Source organism: Methylobacterium sp. GC_Met_2, from assembly GCF_026540795.1.
In the GTDB taxonomy this organism is placed as follows: Bacteria; Pseudomonadota; Alphaproteobacteria; order Rhizobiales; family Beijerinckiaceae; genus Methylobacterium.
On record NZ_JALNUM010000004.1, the window covers coordinates 38,896 to 62,433 of the forward strand.

At 68.6% G+C, this 23,538-nt stretch carries 20 protein-coding genes; 8 read left to right on the forward strand and 12 right to left on the reverse strand.

Annotated features, from left to right (window positions below):
- Nucleotides 1-14 precede the first annotated feature (14 nt).
- From kdpB to OXS49_RS02695, 4 genes are read right to left on the reverse strand one after another with little or no spacing between them, the layout of a single operon-like run.
- On the reverse strand, nt 15-2,120 hold the full coding sequence (gene kdpB / locus OXS49_RS02680) for a potassium-transporting ATPase subunit KdpB (RefSeq protein ID WP_267421581.1): 2,106 nt from the start codon (nt 2,118-2,120) through the stop codon (nt 15-17).
- Nucleotides 2,121-2,177: 57 nt separating this feature from the next.
- Nucleotides 2,178-2,369, reverse strand: coding sequence for a hypothetical protein (locus OXS49_RS02685; protein WP_244003138.1), 192 nt, complete (start codon nt 2,367-2,369; stop codon nt 2,178-2,180).
- Nucleotide 2,370: 1 nt separating this feature from the next.
- Complete coding sequence (gene kdpA, locus OXS49_RS02690) at nt 2,371-4,086, reverse strand: potassium-transporting ATPase subunit KdpA (RefSeq protein ID WP_267421584.1); 1,716 nt, start codon at nt 4,084-4,086, stop codon at nt 2,371-2,373.
- Between the two features lie 23 nt (nt 4,087-4,109).
- On the reverse strand, nt 4,110-4,199 hold the full coding sequence (locus OXS49_RS02695; protein WP_020091582.1) for a K(+)-transporting ATPase subunit F: 90 nt from the start codon (nt 4,197-4,199) through the stop codon (nt 4,110-4,112).
- Between the two features lie 1,262 nt (nt 4,200-5,461).
- On the opposite strand from OXS49_RS02695, the gene OXS49_RS02700 reads away from it, so the two are divergent.
- The 3 genes from OXS49_RS02700 to OXS49_RS02710 all read left to right on the forward strand — a co-directional run bounded on the left by OXS49_RS02700 (nt 5,462) and on the right by OXS49_RS02710 (nt 8,177).
- The gene (locus tag OXS49_RS02700) at nt 5,462-5,737 is read left to right on the forward strand and encodes a hypothetical protein (protein WP_267421586.1); all 276 of its coding nucleotides are present in this window, start codon (nt 5,462-5,464) and stop codon (nt 5,735-5,737) included.
- 5 nt (nt 5,738-5,742) lie between these two features.
- Nucleotides 5,743-6,438: a VIT family protein gene (locus OXS49_RS02705; protein WP_267421588.1), complete on the forward strand. Its 696-nt coding sequence runs from the start codon at nt 5,743-5,745 to the stop codon at nt 6,436-6,438.
- Nucleotides 6,439-6,677: 239 nt separating this feature from the next.
- Nucleotides 6,678-8,177, forward strand: coding sequence for an alpha/beta hydrolase domain-containing protein (locus OXS49_RS02710; protein WP_267421589.1), 1,500 nt, complete (start codon nt 6,678-6,680; stop codon nt 8,175-8,177).
- 10 nt (nt 8,178-8,187) lie between these two features.
- Here the strand turns inward: OXS49_RS02710 and OXS49_RS02715 are convergent, their stop codons facing one another.
- The 3 genes from OXS49_RS02715 to OXS49_RS02725 form a co-directional block, all read right to left on the reverse strand.
- Nucleotides 8,188-9,390 carry an L-dopachrome tautomerase-related protein gene (locus OXS49_RS02715; protein WP_267421591.1) on the reverse strand — a complete coding sequence of 401 codons (1,203 nt, stop codon included), beginning with the start codon at nt 9,388-9,390 and terminating at the stop codon, nt 8,188-8,190.
- Between the two features lie 78 nt (nt 9,391-9,468).
- On the reverse strand, nt 9,469-10,542 hold the full coding sequence (locus OXS49_RS02720; RefSeq protein ID WP_267421594.1) for a catalase family protein: 1,074 nt from the start codon (nt 10,540-10,542) through the stop codon (nt 9,469-9,471).
- 178 nt (nt 10,543-10,720) lie between these two features.
- On the reverse strand, nt 10,721-14,452 hold the full coding sequence (locus OXS49_RS02725) for a vitamin B12-dependent ribonucleotide reductase (protein ID WP_267421597.1): 3,732 nt from the start codon (nt 14,450-14,452) through the stop codon (nt 10,721-10,723).
- A gap of 502 nt (nt 14,453-14,954) precedes the next feature.
- Here OXS49_RS02725 and OXS49_RS02730 point away from each other — a divergent pair.
- Together OXS49_RS02730 and OXS49_RS02735 are read left to right on the forward strand one after the other, a co-directional pair.
- Entirely contained in the window at nt 14,955-15,371 is a 417-nt protein-coding gene (locus OXS49_RS02730) for an NADH:ubiquinone oxidoreductase subunit NDUFA12 (protein WP_243921347.1), read from the forward strand.
- A gap of 126 nt (nt 15,372-15,497) precedes the next feature.
- The gene (locus OXS49_RS02735) at nt 15,498-16,157 is read left to right on the forward strand and encodes a DUF2155 domain-containing protein (protein ID WP_244003151.1); all 660 of its coding nucleotides are present in this window, start codon (nt 15,498-15,500) and stop codon (nt 16,155-16,157) included.
- Between the two features lie 118 nt (nt 16,158-16,275).
- Here the strand turns inward: OXS49_RS02735 and aat are convergent, their stop codons facing one another.
- From aat to OXS49_RS02755, 4 genes are all read right to left on the reverse strand, one after another.
- Nucleotides 16,276-16,959 carry a leucyl/phenylalanyl-tRNA--protein transferase gene (aat, locus tag OXS49_RS02740; RefSeq protein ID WP_244003153.1) on the reverse strand — a complete coding sequence of 228 codons (684 nt, stop codon included), beginning with the start codon at nt 16,957-16,959 and terminating at the stop codon, nt 16,276-16,278.
- Between the two features lie 69 nt (nt 16,960-17,028).
- The gene (gene accC / locus OXS49_RS02745) at nt 17,029-18,381 is read right to left on the reverse strand and encodes an acetyl-CoA carboxylase biotin carboxylase subunit (protein ID WP_267421601.1); all 1,353 of its coding nucleotides are present in this window, start codon (nt 18,379-18,381) and stop codon (nt 17,029-17,031) included.
- 186 nt (nt 18,382-18,567) lie between these two features.
- The gene (accB, locus tag OXS49_RS02750; protein ID WP_267421603.1) at nt 18,568-19,038 is read right to left on the reverse strand and encodes an acetyl-CoA carboxylase biotin carboxyl carrier protein; all 471 of its coding nucleotides are present in this window, start codon (nt 19,036-19,038) and stop codon (nt 18,568-18,570) included.
- Between the two features lie 148 nt (nt 19,039-19,186).
- Nucleotides 19,187-19,972 carry a DsbA family protein gene (locus tag OXS49_RS02755; protein ID WP_244003159.1) on the reverse strand — a complete coding sequence of 262 codons (786 nt, stop codon included), beginning with the start codon at nt 19,970-19,972 and terminating at the stop codon, nt 19,187-19,189.
- 228 nt (nt 19,973-20,200) lie between these two features.
- Between OXS49_RS02755 and OXS49_RS02760 the strand changes: the two genes are divergently transcribed.
- Nucleotides 20,201-21,355 carry an aminotransferase class I/II-fold pyridoxal phosphate-dependent enzyme gene (locus OXS49_RS02760; protein ID WP_244003161.1) on the forward strand — a complete coding sequence of 385 codons (1,155 nt, stop codon included), beginning with the start codon at nt 20,201-20,203 and terminating at the stop codon, nt 21,353-21,355.
- Nucleotides 21,356-21,359: 4 nt separating this feature from the next.
- Here OXS49_RS02760 and gph read toward each other — a convergent pair whose 3' ends face one another.
- Nucleotides 21,360-22,058, reverse strand: coding sequence for a phosphoglycolate phosphatase (gph, locus tag OXS49_RS02765; RefSeq protein WP_267421608.1), 699 nt, complete (start codon nt 22,056-22,058; stop codon nt 21,360-21,362).
- A gap of 164 nt (nt 22,059-22,222) precedes the next feature.
- Here gph and OXS49_RS02770 point away from each other — a divergent pair, with 164 nt between their 5' ends.
- The gene (locus OXS49_RS02770) at nt 22,223-22,687 is read left to right on the forward strand and encodes a hypothetical protein (RefSeq protein ID WP_267421610.1); all 465 of its coding nucleotides are present in this window, start codon (nt 22,223-22,225) and stop codon (nt 22,685-22,687) included.
- Between the two features lie 127 nt (nt 22,688-22,814).
- Complete coding sequence (gene rpiA, locus OXS49_RS02775; protein ID WP_267421612.1) at nt 22,815-23,528, forward strand: ribose-5-phosphate isomerase RpiA; 714 nt, start codon at nt 22,815-22,817, stop codon at nt 23,526-23,528.
- The last annotated feature ends 10 nt before the right edge of the window (nt 23,529-23,538 follow it).

Below are 23,538 nucleotides of genomic sequence, written 5' to 3' on the forward strand. Positions count from 1 at the left end.
TCCGGGGGACCGGTTCAAGCGAGGTGGAGGGCCGAGACGGCGAGGTCGATGGCCTTAATGGCGACGAAGGGCACGAAGACGCCGCCAAGCCCGTAGATCAGCAGGTTCCGGCGCAGCAGCGCGGCCGCACCGACGGCCCGATAGGTGACGCCGCGCAAGGCGAGCGGAATCAGCGCGACGATGATGAGCGCATTGAAGATGATCGCCGAGAGGATCGCGCTCTGCGGCGAGGCGAGGTGCATCACGTTCAGCGCCTGAAGCTGCGGATAGAGCCCGAGGAACATCGCCGGGATGATCGCGAAGTACTTCGCGACGTCGTTGGCGATGGAGAAGGTCGTCAGCGCGCCGCGGGTCATCAGCAGCTGCTTGCCGATGCCGACGATCTCGATGAGCTTCGTCGGGTCGCTGTCGAGATCGACCATGTTGCCGGCCTCGCGGGCCGCCACCGTGCCGGTGTTCATGGCGACGCCGACATCGGCCTGGGCCAGGGCCGGGGCGTCGTTGGTGCCGTCGCCGCACATGGCGACGAGCTTGCCGTCCGCCTGCTCCTTGCGGATCAGCGCCAGCTTGTCCTCCGGGGTGGCCTGGGCGAGAAAGTCGTCGACGCCGGCCTCGGCGGCGATCGCCGCCGCGGTCATCGGGTTGTCGCCGGTGATCATCACCGTGCGGATGCCCATCCGGCGCAGCTCCGCGAACCGCTCGCGGATGCCGCCCTTCACGATGTCCTTCAGATAGACGACGCCCAGCAGCTGCCCGTCGCGGGCTACCGCGAGCGGCGTGCCGCCGGCCTTGGCGATCGTCTCCGCGATGGCCCGGATCTCGATCGCCGCCTGGCTCTCGGCGGCGCTGTGGAAGGCCAGCGCCGCATTGGAGCCGCGGCTCGGCACCGGCTGGCCGGAGAGCGAGGCGATCATCGCATCGACCGCACCCTTGCGGATGGAGGCGCCGTCCAGATCGACGCCCGACATGCGCGACTGCGCGGTGAACGGCACGAAGGTGGCGTTGAGCCCGGCCATGTCGCGGGCGCGGAGGCCGTATCTCTCCTTGGCGAGCACCACGATGGAGCGGCCCTCCGGCGTCTCGTCGGCGAGCGACGCGAGCTGCGCCGCGTCGGCCAAGTCCTGCTCCGAGACGCCCCGGACCGGGCGGAACTCGGTGGCTTGGCGGTTTCCGAGGGTGATGGTGCCGGTCTTGTCGAGAAGCAGGGTGTCGACGTCGCCGGCGGCCTCGACGGCGCGGCCCGACATGGCGAGCACGTTGAACCGCACCAGCCGATCCATGCCGGCGATGCCGATCGCCGAGAGCAGGGCGCCGATCGTGGTCGGGATCAGCGTGACGAACAGGGCGACCAGCACGATCACGGGAATCGAACCGCCCGCGTAACTCGCAAAACTCGGGATCGAGGCCACCGCGAAGACGAAGACGAGGGTCAGCCCGGCGAGCAGGATGTTGAGGGCGATCTCGTTCGGCGTCTTCTGCCGCGAGGCGCCCTCGACCAGCGCGATCATGCGATCGACGAAGGTCGAGCCCGCGGCTGCGGTGATGCGGACCTTGATCTCATCCGAGAGCACCTGCGTGCCGCCGGTCACCGCCGAGCGGTCGCCGCCGGATTCGCGGATCACCGGCGCCGATTCGCCGGTAATGGCGGCCTCGTTGACCGAGGCCACGCCCGCGATCACCTCGCCGTCGGAGGGGATCAGGTCGCCGGCCTCGACCAGTACGACGTCGCCGACCTTGAGGGACGTGCCGGGCACCATCTCGAAGGTCCGGCCGAGGATCTTAGGGTCGCTTCCGGTGAGGCGCTTGGCCGTCATCTCGGTGCGGGTGCGCCGCAGGCTGTCGGCCTGGGCCTTGCCGCGGCCCTCGGCCAGCGCCTCGGCGAAGTTGGCGAAGATCAGGGTGAACCACAGCCACAGGATGATCTGGCCGGAGAAGGCGAGGTCGCTGCCGCCGGTGGCGAGATCGCGGGCGAACAGCACGGTGGTGAGGATGGCCACGACCTCGACCACGAACAGGACCGGGTTTCGGATCATGGCCCGCGGATCGAGTTTTCGCACGGAGCCGAGGAGGGCCGGCCCGATCAGGGCGGCGCTGAACAGGGAGGATGTCTGACGCGACATGGGGGGTGTCCGGAGGGAGGCGGGAGGCCCGGCGCGAAGCGCCGGGCGCTGTCGGGGTCAGGGGGCCAGCAGGCCGCTGGTCAGGGCGTAGGCCGCCAGCAGGGCGAAGCCGCCGAGCAGCACGACGCCGAGGAGTGCCAGCACGAGGTCCGAGGTCCGCACCGGCTGGGATTGGCTCCGCCGGGGCTGTGGCCGATGCAGCATGAGCCGGTGGCCCGGCATGCGGCGCGAGGGCAGGGCGCGCGGCATCTCAGCCCCCCGCCGCGAAGGTCTGGCCGGCCGACCCGGCCAGGTGCTCGACCACGGGGCCGAGTGCCAGGGACGGGAAGAAGGTCAATCCGCCGATGATCAGGATCACGCCGACGAGCAGCCCGACGAACAAGCCGCCATGGGTCGGGAGCGTCCCCGCCGAGGCCGGTACCCGCTTCTTGGCCGCGAGCGAGCCCGCGATGGCCAGCACCGGGATCTTCACGAAGAACCGCCCGACCAGCATGCCGATGGCGAGCGTGCTGTTGTAGAACAGCGTGTTGGCCGTCAGCCCACCGAAGGCCGAGCCGTTATTGGCCGCCGCCGACGTGTAGGCATAGAGGATCTCGGTGAAGCCGTGCGGGCCGGCATTGGCCGGACCGGCCAGCCCCGCCGGCAACACCGTGGCGAGCGCCGTGAAGCCCAGCATCATCAGCGGCAGGCAGAGGATCCCGAGCATGGCCATCTTCACCTCCTTCGCCTCGATCTTCTTGCCGAGGTATTCGGGGGTGCGGCCGACCATCAGGCCCGCTACGAAGATCGCCACGATGACGAAGATCAGCATCCCGTAGAGGCCGGCGCCGACGCCGCCGATGATGATCTCGCCGAGCTGCATGTTGAGCAGCGGGACCAGGCCGCCGAGCGCCGTGAACGAGTCGTGCATGGCGTTGACGGCACCACACGAGGCCGCCGTGGTGATCACCGCGAACAGCGCGGAGGCCGCGATGCCGAAGCGGGTCTCCTTGCCCTCCATGTTGCCGCCGGTGAGCCCGAAGCCGTTGAGCACGGAGCCGCCGTTGGCCTCGGCCCAGTAGGTGACGGCGACGCCGGCCACGAAGAGCAGGCCCATGGCACCGAGGATCGCCCAGCCCTGGCGTTCGTCGCCGACCATGCGGCCGAACACGTTGGTCAGCGCGGCGCCGATCACGAAGATCGAGACCATCTGGACGAAGTTCGACAGGGCGGTGGGATTCTCGAACGGGTGCGCGGCGTTGACGTTGAAGAACCCGCCGCCGTTGGTGCCGAGCATCTTGATCGCCACCTGGCTCGCCACCGGGCCCAGCGCGATCGTCTGCTTGGCGCCCTCCAGGGTCGTGGCGTCGATGGAGGGCGAGAGCGTCTGCGGAATGCCCTGCCAGACCAGGAACAGCGTGTAGGGGATGCAGATCGGCAGCAGCACGTAGAGGGTCGCGCGGGTCACATCGACCCAGAATGAGCCGATCGTCCCCGTGGAGGCGCGCGCGAAACCACGGATCAGCGCCACCGCCACCGCCATGCCGGTCGCCGCCGACAGGAAGTTCTGGTGCGTCAGCCCCAGCATCTGCGACAGGTACGAGAGCGTGGTCTCGCCGCCGTAGGACTGCCAGTTGGTGTTGGTGATGAAGCTGGTCGACGTGTTGAACGCGAGGTCCGGCGCGACCGCGGCCTGATCGGCCGGGTTGAGCGGCAGGACCGCCTGCAACCGCAGCATCGCGTAGAGCACCGCGAAGCCCAGCACATGAAACAGGATGACCGCGCCCGTATAGGCGAGCCAGTGCTGCTCCTGCCGGGCATCGATGCCGGACACGTGGTAGAGCCCGCGCTCGACGGGGCCGAGCACGGGCGAGAGGAGGGTGCGCTCACCGGCGAAGACGCGAGTCATGTACGACCCGAGGGGCTTCACGAGCGCCAGAACGACCGCGCAGTAGAGCGCGATCTGGATCCAGCCGTTGAGAGTCATGGGAAGGGGTCCTGCGGGGCCGCTCAGAACCGCTCGGGGCGGACGAGGGCGTAGGTGAGGTAGACGAGGAGGCCGGCGGTCACGCAGGCGCCGAGGGCGAGGTCGAGGGTCATGGCGGCCTCGCTCAGAGCCGGTCGCAGAGCGCGGCGTAGCCAGCGGCGGCCGCGAAGAAGGCGAGGCCGCCGGTGATGAAGACGATGTCGAGCATGGTGGTCGGGTCCGGTCCGGCGGACCGGCCGCGGAGGCTCCGCGACCGGCCTTGGCCGTCTTGGAGAGTGCCCGGAAACCGCGTTAGGGTTCGAGCCAGGACCGGGTGCGTCCATCTCAGGATCGCATAAGGATTTTCGGTTTTGGCTGGCGCGGGGCGGGCGTCACGCGGCGCCGTCGAGGGTCACAGGACTCGCGGGATCGACATCCGCTGCGCCATTCTCACCGTTCGGTCCGCTCGCGGATGCCCGCATCGTGTGCGAGTCCCCTCTCCCATGCGGCTATGGACTGTACGGATTCCATCCGTTCCGGGTTCGGACCCAAATTTCGACTGTCGATCCCTAAGAAGCCAAAGACGAGGCCCAGTCGATTTTCACGACGCACATTGCGGCGCATAAAATCCGTGCGCACTACAATGTTTGCATATGCGATAACTGCGGGGGGTGGTGCAGGAACGAGCAGCACGGTGTCGTCGGTACCACGCCCCTCCCTGGCCCCTCTGCGCACTGACTTCGATATTCACTAGAGCGCTCTCCGCCGAAGTGGACGCCGGTTCGGCGCAAGAGAGCGCTTTAAAACAAAGGTTTAGAGCCGTGCCCGATTGCAATGCGCACGGTACACGACAGTGACACCACCGTCGCCGAATAGGGCGCGGGTCCCCTCTCCCGTGCGGGAGAGGGACAGGGTGAGGGATGAGAACTTTCCGGAAGAGGCGCACCCTGTCAGCGCCTTGAAGGTGCGCGCGATCCTGAACCTTCTCGACCCTCACCCCAACCCTCTCCCGCCCGGGAGAGGGGACCCGCGCTCGATCTCTGAACCGGTGTGTCCGAACCCGATGTAGGAACCCGCGGGCTTCTACGGGGGAGGCGGCCTTTCGTCAGCCCCGTCCAAACCCGACATGTGAATTCGGTAGCTCCCAAAGGGGGGGCTGTTCGGTCAGCGATTGCAGAGCCCCCCGTGGAGACACGAGCCCTCTCCGAGCGAATGCTGCCTGCGCCTCGGTCGGGTTCTCTGCTCAAGCGGCGATCCGTGGCTCCTGCAATCGAATAAAGGTGCTGCCCTGACGGGCACGCCAAACCATCACAGCGTTCGCACCATCACTTCGCCGCGAGACGCGCGGTCGTGCATCTTGCAAGCCGGCGTTAGATTGGATTAGTTCCAATCTGCGATGTCCGACTTCGAACCGTCCCCGGCCTGGCGCGCCCTCACTCCCGGGCAGCAGTTGATGCTGCGCCGCCTGGATCGGGACGGCGCCCTGCCGTCGCCCGGGCCCTGGGAAATGCGGACCGTCCGGTCCCTGCTCGCGCGCGGTCTCGTGCGACCCAGGCGACCCGGAGACGAAACCGTCGGCCTCTGGTTCCTGAGCGCGAAGGGGAGCCGTATCCTGCCGCGGGATCTGGACGATACGGATCCGGCCTGCGTCCCGCTCTCGTCGCCCCCGTGACCTTGATGCGCCCCGTCCATACCGAGCGGCACCTGATCAACCGGATCGGCTGGCTGCGCGCCGCGGTCCTCGGGGCCAATGACGGCCTCGTCTCGACGGCCAGCCTGATCGTCGGTGTCGCGGCCTCTGCCGCCGGTCCGGTGGAAGTTCTGGTTGCCGGCTGCGCCGGGCTCGTGGCGGGCGCGATGTCGATGGCAGCGGGCGAGTACGTTTCGGTGAGTTCGCAATCCGACACCGAGCGGGCCGACCTTGACCGGGAGCGCGGCGAGCTCGCGGACGACCCGGCGGCCGAGCGGGAGGAACTCGCCCGGATCTATATCGACCGGGGCCTCGACGAGGCCTTGGCGCACCAGGTCGCGGACCAGCTCATGGCGAAGGACGCGCTCGGCGCCCATGCCCGCGATGAACTCGGCATCTCGGACCTTACCGCGGCGCGACCGGTCCAGGCGGCCTTGACCTCGGCGGCGACGTTCTCGGCGGGTGCGGCCATGCCGCTGCTCGTGGCGGCTGTTTCGCCCGGCCGGATCGCGGTCTTCACGGTCTCGGCGGCCTCGCTGCTGTTCCTGGCCGTGCTCGGCGCCCTCGGCGCCCGCGCCGGCGGCGCACCGCTGATCCGGGCCACGGCGCGTGTTACTTTCTGGGGCGCGCTCGCCATGGCGGTGACGGCCGGAATCGGCAGCCTCGTCGGCAAGGCCGTCTGACGCGGCAGGCGTGCCTCGACCCGAGACCCGGCTTCCGGGGAGACAGGCACCCGCATGTGCACCCGGACGTGATGGTGCGGCCTCACCCTCAGCTTGCACAGGCTTCCGGCCACGGCGATGGTCCGGGGCGGATCCGGCTCGGAGGAGGCCGGACCGGCACGGGGATCGCCATGGGACGCTGTCTGGGTGCTGCCACGCTGGTCGCCGTCGCGTTATGCGGGAGCGCTGCGCGAGCCGAGGTGACGCGGCTCGAGATCACCGGCCGGCAAGCCTATGGCGCTTTCGCGGCCGGGGATTACGTCCGGCTCGATGGAACGGTGCACGGTGAGCTCGCGCCCGACGCCGGCGGCATTCCCGACCTCGACAAGGCGGAGCGCACCCAGGACGGCAAGGTCGCGTACGCGGCGCGCGTCATCCTGTTCATCCCGGCCGATCCCGCTGCCGGTAACGGCGCGCTGCTGGTGGACGTGCCGAACCGCGGAAACGCCTACGCCAACGCGCTCTACAACAGCCCGCGCACCGTCCCGATGCAGTCCGGCAACCTCGAACCCGGCACCGGCTTCCTGGAGGATCGCGGCTATGCCGTCGCGGAGGTCTTCTGGGAACTCGGCCGCGGCGCGGATCTGCCATCCTTCACCGATCCGGACGGGAAGCGGCGCTTCGTCGAGGGCGTCGGCTTCGCGATCGTGCGCGACACCGCGGATTTCCTCGCCCATGCGGCGTCCGATTCGACGGGAACGCGCAACCCGCTCGCCGGCGCGATCAACCGGACGATCGGCACCGGCAAGTCCCAGGATGGGCGGTTCCTCAAGACGTTCCTGCTGCACGGCTTCAACGTCGCGCAGGGCCGGCGCGTGTTCGACGGGATGGACGTCTTCGTCTCCGGCGCGGGCGTGCTACCGATCCTGCAATCCGGCCCCGGGCCGCATTCGAGCGGCGACAAGACCCCGAATTTCGCCGATCCAGATTATCCGGGCGTCAACGACGGGCCGCTGACCATCGGCGAGATCGTCCGCACCGTCGAGGCGCGCGGGGACGTGCCGCCCAAGATGATGCTGCTCAACTCCACGGTCGATTACGCGTCGTTGCGTGCATCGCTTGGCCGGACCGGTGGGCACGGCACCGCCGATCTGCCGTTGCCCGCAAACGTGCGGATGTACGATGTCGCCGGGGCGTCGCACGTCACCGTCCTGAAGGCGGATCGCTGCACGCGTCCGCCCGGCCGGCTCGACTGGGCCCCCGTGGCCCGGGCGACCCTGCAGCGGCTGGACGGATGGGTGGCGCGGAACACGCCGCCACCTGCGACCCGGCTGATGCCGCTCCAGCCCGCGCCGGAGGATACGACCGTCCTGCAAGCCCCGAAGGCGTTGCCGGACGCGGTCGTGCAGGTGCCGCAGCGGGATGCCGATGGGAATCCGATCGGCGGCGTGCGGCTGCCGGACATCGCGGTGCCGCTGGGGGTTTACGGGGGCCAGAACGCGCCGCTCACCACGTTCACCTGTTCGTTGGTCGGCGCCTATCAGCCCTTCGCCCGCACGCGCGACGCGAACGATACCGGTCTGCCGTCACTGGCCGAGCGGTACAGGTCCCAGCAGGACTACGTGACCCGCGTCGGCGTGGCCGCCCGCGCCGCGCAGGCGGACGGCTTCCTGCTGCCGGGTGATGTCGCCGTGATCGTCAACGCCGCCGCCGAGACCCCGTTGTTCGGCAACCCGGTGGAGACGGCACCACCCCGATGAGCGCGGCGCCTCAGCGCGCCACGCCTCCGGTCGAGCCCGTCGCTTCGCCCGCGCCGGACTTGATCGCCCAAAGCTCGGTCGGCAGGGCGATCGGCGCGCCCGGCTTGTAATCGGCCGAATCCTGGATGTGCGAGGTCGTCACGTAGATCGTGCCGTCCGGCCCCTCGCTGAACGTGTCGGGCCAGCGCAACCGCGAATCCTGGACCAGGGTGGTGAGGCTCGATCCGTTCTGCGTGAGGTCGCGGACCTTCACGGCATTGTCCTGCGGCGAGGTCACGTACATCCGGCCGTCCTTGCGGGCGATCAGCAGGCCGTCGGCCGGGCCGTTTTCGCCGACCGTGACGATCTTTCCGCTGAGCGTCCGGTCGCTCAGCATCTCGGGCACGAAGGACGACGTGGCCCAGCCGGTGAGCGCATCGGTCGGCAGGCTGTAGAGCGTCTTGCCCTTGATCGCCTGCCAATACAGCGTCTTGCCGTCGGGCGAGAGGGCGATGCCGTCCGCCGCGAAGTTGACGCCGCGTCCGTCGGGCCGGCGCAACGGCGCCCCGTCGTATTCGACGGTGACGCTCTTGTCCGGCATGGTCGAGGCGTGGCCGGACAGCACACGCTTGGCCGAGCCGCTGTCGAGATCCACGACGATCAGCGCGCCCTCGGCCCCGGAATCCGTGAGGAACGCGGTCTTCCCGTCCGACGTGATGCGGACGTCGTTGATGTAGGAGGCCTGCAGGACGGTGCTGGTGTCGAACGGGATGGTCTTCACGACCGTGTTGGTCTTCAAATCGATACCGACGAGCTTAGGGCCGTCCTTGATCACGTGGGCCATGGCGGGGGCGGCCGCGTCGACAACCCAGAGCCGGTCCTGCTGGTCGGCCACGACACTCTGGACGCAGACGAAATGCGTCTTGGGGTCCACCGTGTCGGACTTCGCGTTGCGCCAGCCGTTCCATTCCGCGTCCGGGAAGGGGACGGGCTTGCCGTCCTTCAGCTCGGCGACCGAGACCGGGGCATCCTCGCTCCACCGGGGGAAATTTACGAACAGTCGCCCATCCCGGCTGGCGGTGACGCCCGTGACCTGATGATCGAAGCCCGTCACTCTGGTGAGCGTCGCTTGGCCGGACGGCTTGTCCTGCGCAGAGGCCGGCGCCGACAGGAGCGCCGCGCCGGACATCAACAAAAGGGCCAATCCGGGCCGAAAGCCGGTGAAAAACGTCATGGCGCGTACTCCAGGGAATTCATCGGGCCAACGCGCCGCGACAGGCCGGGGTCCCGCAGGATCCGGCACCGAGCCTTCTCAGCGCGCCGCCGGCTCGTGGATCGGGCAGCCGTTGAAGCGCTCGCGGAACGCAGCCGAGTGCCGGTAGGGCGCGTTGCGGGCGCGATTGATGTTACCGAGCGGCCGGTGCGCCGCGAGGCCGGTCCAGACGCTGAACCGCATCCCCTCATCGACCGCCTGGACCCGAGCCGCGTCCCAGCTGTCCTGCGGTCCAACCGTGATGGTCGCGACCCGCTGGAACGGCGCTTCCTCCTCGTCCCACGCGACGGTCGGATCCTCGACCGGCTGGCGGTTCAGGTCGCGGTAGAGCTGCACCCGGAACTCCCACACGCCCTCAATGCCGGACATTTCGGAACGGACGGTCTCGCGGATCGCGTCAGGCCGGCCGGACGCGTCGATCTCGGTGCCGGTCAACTCGGTCAGCCCGGACGAGACCGGGCGGAGCGAGAACTTGGCGATGTAGTCGCCAAAGCGAAACGGCGTCACGCTGTAATAGGTCTCGCCAAGGGGATCGACGTTCGGCGCGCCGCCGAGGGAGGCAAGGGTCGGGCTCTCGACGCCGACAGCCTGCAGCGCCTTGTTGACGCCGCGCAGCACCGTGGAGGCGGCGACCTTGAGGCCTTCGGCCCGGTCGGTGGTGCCGGCGAGCAGCTTCAGGCTGCCAAGGAACTTCTGGGCGTCCGGCGCCTGGAAGACGGGTCCGTTGACCATGATGAAGTTCTGCGTCGTCCCCTCTGCGTCGGGCAGGCGCTCCCCGGGAGCGTCGAGCACCTTCACGGCAAGGCCGCGTGGCAGCGAGACGGCATCGGGCAGGATGTCGCCCGCATTGGTCGACAGGCGCATGTAGACCCTGTGCGTACCGGGCTTGGCGAACAGCCCCTGCGCCAGCTCCGGCGGCAGGCCGTCCGCGATGCGCATCACCCCTTCGAGGATGCCGTGGGCCTTCGCGTGGACGGACCGGACGGCATGGCCGGAATCGTCGGCGACACGCTGCAGGATCGTGTCGAAGGTCTGGCACAGTCCCGCGATGGTCTCAGCCTCGTCCGGCTTCACCATCTCGACGTCAGGGCTGTAGCGCACGGGTGGTTGCAAGGTTCGTCTCCGCCGTTGAGCGAGAACAGAACTTGCGGATCTGCGTGACGTTCCGGATGGCGGAACGCACAATCGCCCGCCAATGACCGCGGGCACTGGCGTTAAACTTCGAAACAGCGCGACGCGGCGTCGCCGGAGCGACACCGCGTCGATGGTGCTTACGGGACAGGCCCGGTGACTACGAGCAGCCGGTGGTGCCGCCGCAGGTGTCACACTTCAGGCAGGTGCCGTTCCGGACCAGCGTGAAGTTCGCGCATTCCGGGCAGGCCTCGCCGACATAGCCCTTCATCTTCGCCTCGGCGCGCCGGTCGGCGACGCTCCGCTCCGCCTTCGCGAAGGGGAGGGTGTCGGCGATCGTCTCGGCCTGACCGGCCACAGCCGGCTCCGTCTTCAGCGCCGTGCTGCCGCGGATCGCGTGGACGATCCCGCCGGCCGGAGCCGACTGGCCGGCGTTCGCCGCACCGACACCCAGGCTTGCACCGGCCGGGCCACCCTGGATCAAGGTGAGCCGGTCGGCCGAGCCGCGCAGCAGGCCGCGGGAGACGACGGAGGAGGCCGCGGCGGGCTTGGGACCCTCGCGGGTCGTGTCGCCACTCTCGCCGCCGCCGATCACCGTACCGCCGATCTCGGCGGGGCTGACATGGGCGAGGTCGGCGCGGCCGAGATACGAAACCGCCAGCTCGCGGAACACGTAGTCGAGGAGCGACGTCGCGTTCTTGATCGCGTCGTTGCCCTGCACGAAACCGGCCGGCTCGAACCGCGTGAAGGTGAAGGCCTCCACGTATTCCTCCAGCGGCACGCCGTACTGGAGGCCGAGCGAGATCGCGATGGCGAAGTTGTTCATCAGGCTCCGGAAAGTCGCGCCCTCCTTGTGCATGTCGATGAAGATCTCGCCGAGGCGGCCATCGTCGTATTCGCCGGTGCGCAGGTAGACCTTGTGGCCGCCCACCACCGCCTTCTGGGTGTAGCCCTTCCGGCGGGTCGGCAGCTTCTCGCGGGAGCGGATCCGCTCCACCCGCTCGATCACCCGCTCGACGATCTTCTCCGCCACCGCGGCGGCCTTGGCGGCGGCCGGGGCCTGGATCAGGGCCTCGATCGCGTCATCGGCCTCGTCGTCCTCATCCGCAATGAGGGCCGAGTTGAGCGGCTGCGACAGCTTGGAGCCGTCGCGGTAGAGGGCGTTCGCCTTGAGGGCGAGGCGCCAGGACAGCAGGTAGGCCGCCTTGCAATCCTCCACCGTGGCGTCGTTCGGCATGTTGATGGTCTTGGAGATCGCCCCCGAGATGAAGGGCTGCGCCGCCGCCATCATGCGGATGTGGCTCTCGACCGAGAGGTAGCGCTTGCCGATCCGGCCGCACGGATTGGCGCAATCGAACACCGGGTAGTGCTCGAGCTTGAGGAAGGGCGCGCCCTCCAGCGTCATCGCCCCGCAGATATGGGTGTTGGCGGCCTCGATCTCCTTCTTCGAGAAGCCGAGGAAGGGGAGCAGCTCGAAGGTCGGGTCCGACAGCTTTTCCGCGGGGACCTTCAGGGCCTGCGTCAGGAAGTCGTCGCCGAGCGTCCAGCGGTTGAACACGAACTTGATGTCGAAGGCCGACTTCAGGCCTTTCTCAACAGCCGCGATCTTCTCGTCCGAAAAACCCTTGGCGCGCAAAGTCGTCGGGTTGATGCCCGGCGCCTGACCCATCGAGCCGTGGCCGACCGCGTAGGCCTCGATCTCGGCGATCTCGTATTCCCGGTAGCCCAAAGCCCGCAGGGCGTCCGGCGCGGCCTGGTTGATGATCTTGAAGTAGCCGCCGCCGGCCAGCTTCTTGAACTTCACCAGGGCGAAGTCGGGCTCGATGCCGGTGGTGTCGCAATCCATCACGAGGCCGATCGTGCCGGTCGGCGCGATCACGGTGGCCTGGGCGTTGCGGTAGCCGTGCTCCTCGCCGAGCTTCAGCGCCCGGTCCCAGGCGGCACGGGCATGGTCGCCGAGGTCCGCCTGCGGAATGTTGGCGTGGTCGAGCCCGACCGGAGCAACGTTCAGGAACTCGTAGCCCTCGCTTTCGCCGTAGGCTGCCCGGCGATGGTTGCGGATGACCCGCAGCATCGCATCGGCATTCTCGTCGTAGGCCGGGAAGGTGCCGAGTTCGGCCGCCATCTCGGCCGAGGTGGCGTAGGCGACGCCGGTCATGATCGCGGTGAGCGCGCCGGCCAGAGCCCGGCCCGCATCCGAATCGTAGGGCAGGCCCATGGTCATCAGCAGGCCGCCGATATTGGCGTAGCCGAGGCCCAGCGTCCGGTAACGGTAGGACAGTTCCGCGATCTCCTTCGACGGGAACTGCGCCATCATCACCGAGATCTCGAGCACGACCGTCCAGAAGCGATTGAGGTGCTCGAACGCCTCGACATCGAAGCGCTTGGTCTCGCGATCATAGAGCGTCAGCAGGTTCGCCGAGGCGAGGTTGCAGGCGGTGTCGTCGAGGAACATGTACTCGGAGCACGGGTTCGAGGCCCGGATCCGCCCGCCCGCCGGGCAGGTGTGCCAGTCGTTCATCGTCGTGTTGAAGTGCAGGCCCGGATCCGCCGAAGCCCAGGCAGCCTCGCCGATCTTCTCCCACAGCTCACGCGCCGGCAGCGTCTTGGTGGCCTTGCCGGTGGTGCGCGCCTGGAGGGTCCAGTCGGCATCCGCCTCGACAGCGCGCAGGAAGTCGTCGGTCAGCGAGACCGAGTTGTTGGAGTTCTGGCCGGCGACCGTGAGGTAGGCCTCGGAATCCCAATCGGTATCGTAGACGGGGAAGTCGATCTTGGTGAAGCCCTGCCGGGCGAACTGCACGACGCGCTTGATGTAGGAATCCGGCACCGAGGCGCGGCGGGCGGCCTTGATCTCACGCTTGAGCGCCGGGTTGCGCTCCGGATCGAAGCAGGCGTCGCCTTCGGCCTCGCATTGCGTGCAAGCCTTCATCACCAGGTTCAGGTGCTTGGAGACCACCTTCGAACCGGTCACCAGGGCGGCGACCTTCTGCTCCTCCTTCACCTTCCAGTCGATGAAGGACTCGATATCGGGGTGATCGATATCCACGATGACCATCTTGGCGGCGCGCCGCGTGGTGCCGCCCGACTTGATCGCGCCGGCCGCCCGGTCGCCGATCTTGAGGAAACTCATCAGGCCGGACGACTTGCCGCCGCCGCCGAGTTTCTCGTTCTCGCCGCGCAGCATCGAGAAGTTGGAGCCCGTGCCGGAGCCGTACTTGAACAGGCGCGCCTCGCGCACCCACAGGTCCATGATGCCGCCCTCGTTGACGAGGTCGTCCTGAACCGACTGGATGAAGCAGGCATGCGGCTGCGGATGCTCGTAGGCCGAGGCCGACTTGGTCAGCACGCCGGTCTGCGGGTCGCAGTAATAGTGGCCCTGGCTCGGTCCATCGATGCCGTAGGCCCAATGCAGGCCGGTGTTGAACCATTGCGGCGAGTTCGGCGCCACCATCTGGCGGGCGAACATGAAGCGCAGCTCGTCCATGAACGCCGATGCGTCGTCCTCCGACGAGAAGTAGCCGCCCTTCCAGCCCCAATAGGTCCAGCAGCCGGCGAGCCGGTCGAACACCTGCGTGGCCGAAGATTCGGAGACGAAGCGTTCGTCCTCGGGCAGCTCGGCGAGGGCAGCATCGTCCGGCACCGAACGCCACAGGAAGGACGGGACCGCGTTCTCCTCGACCTTGCGCAGCCGCGCCGGCACGCCCGCCTTGCGGAAGTACTTCTGCGCGAGCACGTCGCTCGCCACCTGGCTCCAGCTCTCCGGCACGTCGATGCCGTCGAGGCGGAACACCACCGAGCCGTCCGGGTTGCGGATCTCGCTCAGCGCCTTGCGGAACGTGATGCTGGCGTAGGGCGATTGTCCGGCCGTTGTGTAGCGACGCTCGAACCGCATGAAACACACCTCTCCCGACGGGACACGAAGGCCCCGGCCCCGCACGAAGCGGGGTCTATTCCCGATAGTGGGATGCGAAGCAGGCCACGCTCATAGGTTGAGCCGACCCCGGCCACGCATGCGAAATCTTGGAACGGCCGCCCCTGCTGCACACGCCACTCCGGAGCGCGACCGATACAGCGAGAATACCGCTCCATAGGCTCCCACGTCAACAAGTGGTGTTCCGCTGCTCAGTTCCACGCTAGATGTTGTGCCGGCTTGCAGAATCCTGTGGATATCCGCTGAGGCCTGCGTAAGTGTCGTTCCGGCTTCCGAGATTCGGTTCGGGAATATTTTGGATTCACAGCGTCACGCGCCTGTGATTTCAGGGCTTGGGCGGGAACCGTCCCTTGACGCTACCGCGTAGCGACACATCATTCGGCGCGCTGGACTCGCGCGCGTACGGTCACCATAACAGCGCCGGAAAGCGTCCGAGCGGCGCGACACGATTCCGGGACCGGCGATGGCGCTGAAGGACACTTTGCTGCGCGTCTTTACGTGGTGGAACGGCCAGACCGTCTCCCTCGCGCTCCAGACCGCGCGCACCGGCATCTTCGTCGGCGAGGATGATTTCGGGAACAAGTACTACAAGGCGGAAGGGGCGCTGATCGACCGCTCTGTCGGCTCTGAGCGCCGGTGGGTGGTCTATAACGGCTACGCCGACGCCTCGAAGGTGCCGCCCGGCTGGCGCGGCTGGCTCTGCCACAACGTCGATGTTGCGCCGAGCGAGGAGAACTACCAGCCTCGCGCGTGGCAGCAGCCCCACATGGAGAACCAGACCGGCACGCCGAACGCCTACCGGCCGCAGGGCTCGCAGCTCTCCTGGGGCCAACGCCCGGCGGCGACCGGCGATTACGTGTCCTGGACCCCGGGCGAATAACAGCCATCGCGGGGCGGTTCAGGCGCCCTTTTGCTGCCACCGTTCCGGTGTTGATGGCGGGGCACTCGCCATGTCCGCCGCGCATCCGTTGGCGCGGCCGGCCTCCCTCGCTTCGGGATCCGCGCCTTGAGCCGCATCATCGCCCTCGCACGCTTGGTGCTTGCCCCGAGCCTCGCGCTCGCCGTTCTGGCAGGGCCGGCTGCGGCCGATAAGATCAAGAACCCGACCGCGGTGTTCTCCGGGCTCGACAAGATCACTGGCCGGATCGTGTCGTTCGAGGTCGCGGTCGACGAGACGGTGCAGTTCGGCGCCCTGCAGCTGACCCCGCGGGTCTGCTACACGCGCCCGCCGACCGAGAGCCCCAAGACCACGGCCTTCCTTGAGGTCGACGAGGTCACCCTCGACAACAAGTATCGCCGGATCTTCACCGGCTGGATGTTCGCGTCGAGCCCCGGGCTGCACGCGATCGAACACCCGATCTACGATGTCTGGCTGGTCGACTGCAAAGGCGGCGCCGACGTGATCGCCGAGGCCAAGGAGCAGGAGGACGTTCCCGCCGTCGCGGCCAAACCGGAGAAGACCAAGCGCGCGGGCAAGGATAGCACCAAGACCGCTCAGCAGATCAACGCCGCCGGCCAGGTCGATGTCGAGGCGCCGCGCGGCGTGCCGGTTCAGCCCCGCCAGAAGCCCTCGCGCAAGTTTTTCCCGTCGAACGAGGGTCCGGCGCCGGCCCCGCCGCCTCCGCCGCAGCAGCCGCAGAACTTGTTCGACGCGCTGTTCCGCTGAGCGAGCCGCACCCGCTTGAGAGCCGTGCCCGATCGCGTTGCAATCGTGCGTGGCTCTTAGCGCTTAATGTGACGCGTACTCTTGCGCCGAACCGGTGTCCATTTCGGCGGAAGGCGCTCTAAGCGTCGCCCTGGTCGCCCAGCGCCTCCAGAACCTGCGCACCGGTCACCGAGCCGTCCCCCGGCCAGACGTTCCAGTCGGCGACCTCTTCCAGCGCCGCGGCGAGGCGGCGCTTGTAGACATGCCGCGGCAGTTCCTCCGCGCCGAATTGCGCGAGGTGATCGGTGACGAACTGCGTGTCGGCGAGCCGGTAATGCCCGGCGCGCAGGCGGCCCATCAGATGCACCAGCGCGACCTTCGAGGCGTCGCGGACCTCGTGGAACATGCTCTCGCCGAAGAAGGCCGCCCCGAGCGAGACGCCATAGAGGCCGCCGACCAGCCGCCGGTCGTCGCCCGCATAGACCTCGACCGTGTGGACGTGGCCGACATCGAACAGCGCCCCGTAGAGGTCCCGGATGCGGCCGTTGATCCAGGTCCGCTCGCTGTCACGGCGGGGGGCGGCGCAGCCGTCGATGATGCCGTTGAAATCCGTATCGCACCGCACCTCGAACTGGTCGGACCGCACCGTCCGGGCGAGGCGCTTGGGCACGCGGAACGCGTCGAGGGGCAGGACGCCGCGGGCCTTCGGCTCGACCCAGTAGAGGGTCGGGTCCTGCGCGTCCTCGGCCATCGGAAAGATGCCCGCCGCGTAGGCCTTCAGCAGGATCTCGGGGGTGATGTCCACGCGGTGGCTGTCGTGCATGGCCTGAATGTCGCGCGTGTCCGACGCGAAGACCAGAGGGGACGGCCTGCCGCGGTCGCCGCAGCCCGGTCAGACCTTCATGCCGCCGTCTTCGAGGAAATGCTCCAGCCAGTGAATGTCGTAAAGGCCGTTCTGCACGTCCGGGTTGCGGACCAGGGTCCGGAACAGGGGCAGCGTCGTGTCGATCCCGTCGATGACGAACTCGTCGAGCGCCCGGCGCAGGCGCATCAGGCACTCGTTGCGGGTCCGGCCGTGCACGATCAGCTTGCCGATCAGCGAATCGTAATTCGGCGGGATCCGGTAGCCCTGGAAGGCGGCGGAATCGACGCGGACACCCAGCCCGCCGGGGGTGTGATAATGGGTGATCACGCCCGGCGAGGGCCGGAAGGTCTCCGGGTGCTCGGCGTTGATCCGGCACTCGATGGCGTGGCCCTCGACCTTGATGTCCGACTGGCTGACCGACAAGGCGCCGCCCGACGCGACCTGGATCTGCTCAATCACCAGATCGATCCCGGTGATCATCTCGGTCACGGGATGCTCGACCTGGATGCGGGTGTTCATCTCGATGAAGTAGAACTTGCCATCCTCGTACAGGAACTCGACGGTCCCGGCGCCGAGATAGCCCAGTTCCTTCATGGCGTTGGCGCAGATACCGCCGATCTCGGCGCGCATCGATTCGTTGAGGGCGGGCGAGCCGCCTTCCTCCCAGACCTTCTGGTGGCGGCGCTGCAGCGAGCAGTCGCGCTCGGCGAGGTGCACGGCACCGCCGCGGCCGTCACCCAGGACCTGCACCTCGATGTGCCGGGGCTTCTCGAGGTACTTCTCGAGGTAGACCGCGTCGTCGCCGAAGGCGGCCTTGGCCTCGGACTTGGCCATGCCGATGGCCTGCTCCAGTTCGGCCTCGGAGCGCGCGACCTTCATGCCGCGCCCGCCGCCGCCCGCCGCCGCCTTGACCAGGACCGGGTAGCCGATCTCGGCAGCGACCCGCTTGGCGGTATCGATATCCTCCACGCCACCCTCGGAGCCCGGCACGCAGGGGATGCCGAGCTTGAGCGCCGTGCGCTTGGCCTCGATCTTGTCGCCCATGGTGCGGATGTGCTGCGCCTTGGGGCCGATGAAGCCGATCTGATGGTGCGCCAGCACATCGGCGAAGCGGGCATTCTCCGACAGGAAGCCGTAGCCGGGATGGACCGCGTCCGCCCCGGTGATCTCGCAGGCCGCGATGATCGACGGGATGTTCAGGTAGCTGTCGCGCGCCGCCGGCGGCCCGATGCAGACGCTCTCGTCGGCGAGCCGGACGTGCATGGCGTCGGCATCCGCCGTGGAATGGACCGCCACGGTGGCGATTCCGAGTTCCTTAGCCGCCCGCAGGATGCGCAAGGCGATCTCACCCCGGTTCGCGATCAGGATCTTGTCGAACATCGGACCCGTTAGGGCGTCCTGGCGATACCGAACCGCGCAGGAGGCGCTATCCTCTGGTTAAGCGGCGGTGTGCCCACGGACACCCTAGAGCCGTGCTCGATCGCGTCGCAATCGTGCACGGCTATAACCCCTTGTTGTGACGCGCTCTCTTGCGCCGAACCGGTGTTTACCTCGTCGGAGAGCGCTTTAGCTGATGACGAGCAGGGCCTCGCCGAACTCGACCGGCTGTCCGTCCTCGACGAAGATGGCGCTGATCGTGCCGGCGCGGGGCGCTACGATCTCGTTGAAGGTCTTCATCGCCTCGATCAGCAACAGCTTGTCGCCGACCTCGACTTTCGCGCCGACATCCACGAACGCCTTGGCGTCGGGGGAGGCGCGCAGATAGGCGGTCCCGACCATCGGCGAGGGCACGGTCCCGGCCTGCGTCCGCTGCGGCTCGGCCGGAGCCAGGGCGGACGGCACAGACTGTCCCGGAGGCGCAGCCAGAGCGGCCACGGGCGCACCCGCCGCGACCTGAACGCTCACAGGCTCGAGCCGGCGCACGACGCGGATGCGCAGGTCGCCCTTCTCGACCTCGATCTCGGAGAGGCCCGTCTCGGTGACGAGGTTTGCGAGCTCGCGCACGAGCTCGGGATCGATGGCGTCGTTCTTTGGCATCCGGCCTACTTCGTATCGCGGCGCGTCGGTCCGCCCATCGAGTCGGCGGTGGAAAACGGCCCTGCGGCTGGCGGCTCTTAGACGAAGGCGGTGCGGCGCGACAAGGCCGCACCCGCCTTTGCTCCGGGCGACTGAGAGGCCCGTCTCCTCAGCAGGAAGCGTGGCCGCACTGACGCACGTCGGCGATTGTCTTGCGGATCGGATCGACGCCGACCGCGCCGGGGATCACCTCGTCGCCGATGATGAAAGCCGGCGTGCCCGACAGGCCGAGCCGGTCGCCGAGGCCGCGGTTCTCGCTGAGCGCCGCCTTCACCTCGGGGGAGGCCATGTCCTTCTGCAGCTTGGCGGTGTCGACGCCCATATCCTTGGCGACCTGGATGGCCCGAGCTCCGTTCACACGGCCCTTGGTTTCCAGCAGCTTCTGGTGGAACTCGAACAGCTTATCGCCCTTCAGCTGCTGACGCACCGCGACGGCAACCTGGCTGGCCTCAAGCGATTCCGGGCCGAGCACCGGGAAGTCCTTGATCACCACCCGCAGCTTCGGATCGGACTTGATCAGCGCCTGGACGTCGCCCAGGGCCTTGCGGCAGTAGCCACAATTGTAATCGAAAAACTCGACCATCGTGACGTCGCCCGAGGGATTGCCGGCCACGACATCGTGCGGCCCGTTGAGAAGCGAGTCGCGGGATTCCTTAAGCGCGGCAGCCTGGGCGAGGCGCTGCGTCTCGGCCTGCTGCTTCTCGGCCTCGGCCAATGCCTCCTGCAGCACCTCGGGGTGCTTGACGAGGTAGTCCTTCACGATCGCCTCGATCCCGGCGCGCTGCGCGTCCGTGAACGGGGAGGCGGCGGGCGCTCCGGCAGTCTGCGCGAGGGCAGGAACGGCGACGAGGCCGAGCGCCAGGGCCAGCGCGGGCAGGGGGCGGATGAACGGCATGGATCCTCGCTTGCGGGGCAAGCCGGCCCGCACTGGGCGCGAGCGGTAGGCGCTGGGTTTGGCGTTTTCACGGCATCGGGTCAATCGGATGCGCGTGTCACGGATCGGTTCCGCAAGGGCAGCGCTGCCGCGCCTGGCGGTTGAGGCCTCCGGGGTGGCGAACTAACCTTCGGAGCCCGACCGGATCGCCTCGGCCGTGCTGCCGCATCCGGCACAGAGAAGGATCCCATGACCCCGATCTCCAGACGCGCCGCCATCGTCCAGCCGTTCCTCGCCATGGACGTGATGGCCGCCGCCGCCGCCAAGGTGCGCGCCGGTGCCGACGTGGTGCGGATGGAGGTCGGTCAGCCCTCGGCCCCGGCACCGCGCGCCGTGATCGCGGCGGCGCAGAATGCTTTGGCGACCGGGCGCGTCCCCTACACCGAAGCCCTCGGTCTGCCGGCTTTACGCGCGCGCATCGCCCGGGACTATGCGGAGCGTCACGGCGTCTCGATTCCGCCGGAGCGGGTGGTCATCACCACGGGGTCATCGGCGGGCTTCGTGCTGGCCTTCATGAGCCTGTTCGATGCCGGCGCACGTGTCGCCGTGCCGCAGCCGGGCTATCCGGCCTATCGCAACATCCTGTCCGCCCTCGACCTCGTGCCCGCCCCGATGATCCTGCGCGCGGAGGACCGGTTCGCCCCGACCGCTGCGCTCCTGCGCGAGACCCACGCAAGGGCACCGGTTTCCGGGGCGCTGGTGATGAGTCCCGCCAACCCATCCGGCACCGTCATCACGGAGGCGGCCCTGCGGGACCTCTGTGCCGCGACCCGCAGCCTCGGCCTGCCGCTGATCTCGGACGAGATCTATCACGGCCTCAGCTACGGCCTGCCAACCGAAACGGCATTGCGCTTCGACCCCGAAGCGGTCGTGATCAACTCCTTCTCCAAGTACCACTGCATGACCGGCTGGCGCGTCGGCTGGATGGTGGTGCCGGAAACCCTGGTCCGCCCGATCGAGCGGCTGGCGCAGAATCTCTACATCTCGGCGCCCTACCTGTCGCAGATCGGGGCGCTGGCAGCCTTCGACGCGACGGAGGAACTCGACGCCGTCCGCGACGGCTATGCGCGCAACCGCACCATCCTGCTCGACGCGCTGCCGGGCCTCGGCCTCGGGCGCGTGCACCCGGCCGACGGCGCCTTCTACCTCTATGCGGACGTGGCGAATCTCACCAATGACGCTGCGGATTTCTGCCGGCGGATGCTCGACGAGGCCCATGTCGCGGCGACACCGGGCCTCGACTTCGATCCGGATCTCGGCAGCCACCACGTCCGGTTCTCGTTCGCGGGCTCGGAAGCCGAGTGCCACGAAGCCGTGGCCCGGCTTCGGCGCTGGCTCGGCTGACACCTCAGGCGGTTTTTGCCGGCGCCAAGTCCCGGATTGCTGCAGGAAGCTCCGAGAAATGCTCGATCACCCGGTCGGGTCCGAGCTCGGTCACCGGCCGGTCGGTGTAGCCGAAGGTCACGGCGACCACCGGGATGCCGGCCGCCTTGGCGGTGTCGATGTCCGTGCGGGAATCACCGACCATCACGGCACGGGCCGGATCGCCGCCGGCGCGCTCGATCGTCCCGGCGAGATGGCGCGGATCGGGCTTGAACTGGGGGAAGGTATCGCGGCCGCAGATGGCTGCGAAGCGGTGGCCGATCCCGAGAAGGCGCAGCAGCTCGACCGACTGACCCTCGTACTTGTTGGTGCAGACTGCGAGCCGGTAACCGTCGGCCTCCAGCGCATCGAGCGCCTCGACGACACCCGGGAAGAGGTGCGACGTGTCGGCGAGGTGTTCGCCGTAATGGGCGATGAAGGCCTCGAACAGCCGCTCGTGATCCTCCGGAGACAGCGCACGTCCTTCCGCCTCGAAACCGCGCCGGATCAGCGCCTTGGCACCGGCGCCGATCAGCCCGCGGGCCTGCGACAGCGGAAGCTCGGGCAAACCTTCGCGCCGCATCAGCACGTTCAGCGTGCCGATCAGGTCCCCCGCGGTCTCCGCCAGGGTGCCGTCGAGATCGAACACGGCGATGGGCGGACGGGTCGTGGAAGCGGCGGACATAGCGATGAAGCTCCTGGCTGGCACGGGCCTCGCTACCGGGGGGCGCTGCTATCGGCAAGCTGGCACCCCTGCTGCGCCGCGTCCCGGCGGATCATCGATCGCTGCGCCCCAGACTCGCCCGAAAGCCCGGCGAAAGCCTGCAGGTCCCCGCCCCGGAATCAACGATGAAACCGTCTCTGCTCCTCCTGGCCGCCTGCGCGGCGCTCCCCGTCGCGCCGGCCGCCGCGACATCCTACGAGTTCGTGCCGGCCCCGCAGATCGATCTGAACCGCATGTACCGGGTCGACAAGGTGACCGGCGAGGTCACGTCCTGCCAGTACGGCCTCCAGGAATCGGCCGGCGGCATCGGCCAGACCGTCTGCTTCGGTGCCGGGGAGGGCGCCGGGCCGCAGACCCCCTCGGAATACGGGCTGGTGGCGAGCCGTCACACCCGCGAGGCCGGCGTCTTCCGGGTCAATTACCGGACCGGCGAGATGAGCATCTGCTTCGTGCTGGTCAAGAAGGAGCAGGTCGTCTGCACCCAGCAGGGCAAGCCGGGGACGGACGGCGCCTCCGACACGCCACTGACCGGTCCGGCCCCCGGCCGGGCCGGCGCCAGCGCCACGCCGGCTCAAGGCGGCCGCTTTTGACGCCGCATTGTCGGAGCGGGCGTTCCGGTCGGCCGAGTCCCGTGCTAGGGGCCGCGCGATCCTCGCGGAAAGTCCGGCCCATGACGTGCGCCCCCTCGCTTAACCTTGTCGACCGGGCTCGCTCCCGGTGAGCGGGCCGGATCTGCGCCGGGCCGCAGCGGCGCGCGCCCTCGACCTCGTGGCGCCCGGCATGCGGCTCGGCCTCGGCACCGGTTCCACGGCTGCCGCCTTCGTGGCGCTGCTGGGCGAGCGGGTCCGTGACGGTCTCGACATCCTCGGCGTGCCAACCTCCGAAGCGACGCGGGCCCAGGCCGAAGGCCTCGGCATCCGTCTCGCCACCCTCGACGAGCAGCCGGAGCTCGACCTGACCATCGACGGCGCCGACGAGGTGGATGGCAGCTTACGCCTGATCAAGGGCGGCGGCGCGGCGCTCCTACGGGAGAAGATCGTCGCCTGCGCCAGCCACCGCATGGTCGTGATCGCCGATGCGGCCAAGCGCGTGGACCGGCTCGGCGCCTTCCCGCTGCCGATCGAGGTGAATCCCTTCGGCCTCACCGCCACCCACCGGGCCGTGGAGAGAGCCGTCGCGGATGCCGGCTGCTCCGGCGCCGTCCGGCTGCGGCAGCGTCCCGACGGCGCGCCCCTGCTCACCGATGGCGGACACCACATCCTCGACGCCCATCTCGGCGCGATCCCCGATCCCGAGGCGCTCGGCGCCGCGCTCTGGGCTGTCCCGGGGGTCGTCGAGCACGGCCTGTTCCTCGGCATCGCGAACGCCGCGATCCTGGCGGCCGCACGGGACGGGCAAGCCGACATCACCGTTCTCGGCAGCCTCGCCTGAGGCGCCGCTT

Coding starts and splice junctions, on each gene's coding strand:
- kdpB (WP_267421581.1), bottom strand. CDS start 2,120: ATGTCGCGTCAGACATCCTCCCTGTTCAGCGCCGCCCTGATCGGGCCG.
- OXS49_RS02685 (WP_244003138.1), bottom strand. CDS start 2,369: ATGCCGCGCGCCCTGCCCTCGCGCCGCATGCCGGGCCACCGGCTCATG.
- kdpA (WP_267421584.1), bottom strand. CDS start 4,086: ATGACTCTCAACGGCTGGATCCAGATCGCGCTCTACTGCGCGGTCGTT.
- OXS49_RS02695 (WP_020091582.1), bottom strand. CDS start 4,199: ATGACCCTCGACCTCGCCCTCGGCGCCTGCGTGACCGCCGGCCTCCTC.
- OXS49_RS02700 (WP_267421586.1), top strand. CDS start 5,462: ATGTCCGACTTCGAACCGTCCCCGGCCTGGCGCGCCCTCACTCCCGGG.
- OXS49_RS02705 (WP_267421588.1), top strand. CDS start 5,743: ATGCGCCCCGTCCATACCGAGCGGCACCTGATCAACCGGATCGGCTGG.
- OXS49_RS02715 (WP_267421591.1), bottom strand. CDS start 9,390: ATGACGTTTTTCACCGGCTTTCGGCCCGGATTGGCCCTTTTGTTGATG.
- OXS49_RS02725 (WP_267421597.1), bottom strand. CDS start 14,452: ATGCGGTTCGAGCGTCGCTACACAACGGCCGGACAATCGCCCTACGCC.
- OXS49_RS02730 (WP_243921347.1), top strand. CDS start 14,955: ATGGCGCTGAAGGACACTTTGCTGCGCGTCTTTACGTGGTGGAACGGC.
- aat (WP_244003153.1), bottom strand. CDS start 16,959: ATGCACGACAGCCACCGCGTGGACATCACCCCCGAGATCCTGCTGAAG.
- accC (WP_267421601.1), bottom strand. CDS start 18,381: ATGTTCGACAAGATCCTGATCGCGAACCGGGGTGAGATCGCCTTGCGC.
- accB (WP_267421603.1), bottom strand. CDS start 19,038: ATGCCAAAGAACGACGCCATCGATCCCGAGCTCGTGCGCGAGCTCGCA.
- OXS49_RS02755 (WP_244003159.1), bottom strand. CDS start 19,972: ATGCCGTTCATCCGCCCCCTGCCCGCGCTGGCCCTGGCGCTCGGCCTC.
- OXS49_RS02760 (WP_244003161.1), top strand. CDS start 20,201: ATGACCCCGATCTCCAGACGCGCCGCCATCGTCCAGCCGTTCCTCGCC.
- gph (WP_267421608.1), bottom strand. CDS start 22,058: ATGTCCGCCGCTTCCACGACCCGTCCGCCCATCGCCGTGTTCGATCTC.
- OXS49_RS02770 (WP_267421610.1), top strand. CDS start 22,223: ATGAAACCGTCTCTGCTCCTCCTGGCCGCCTGCGCGGCGCTCCCCGTC.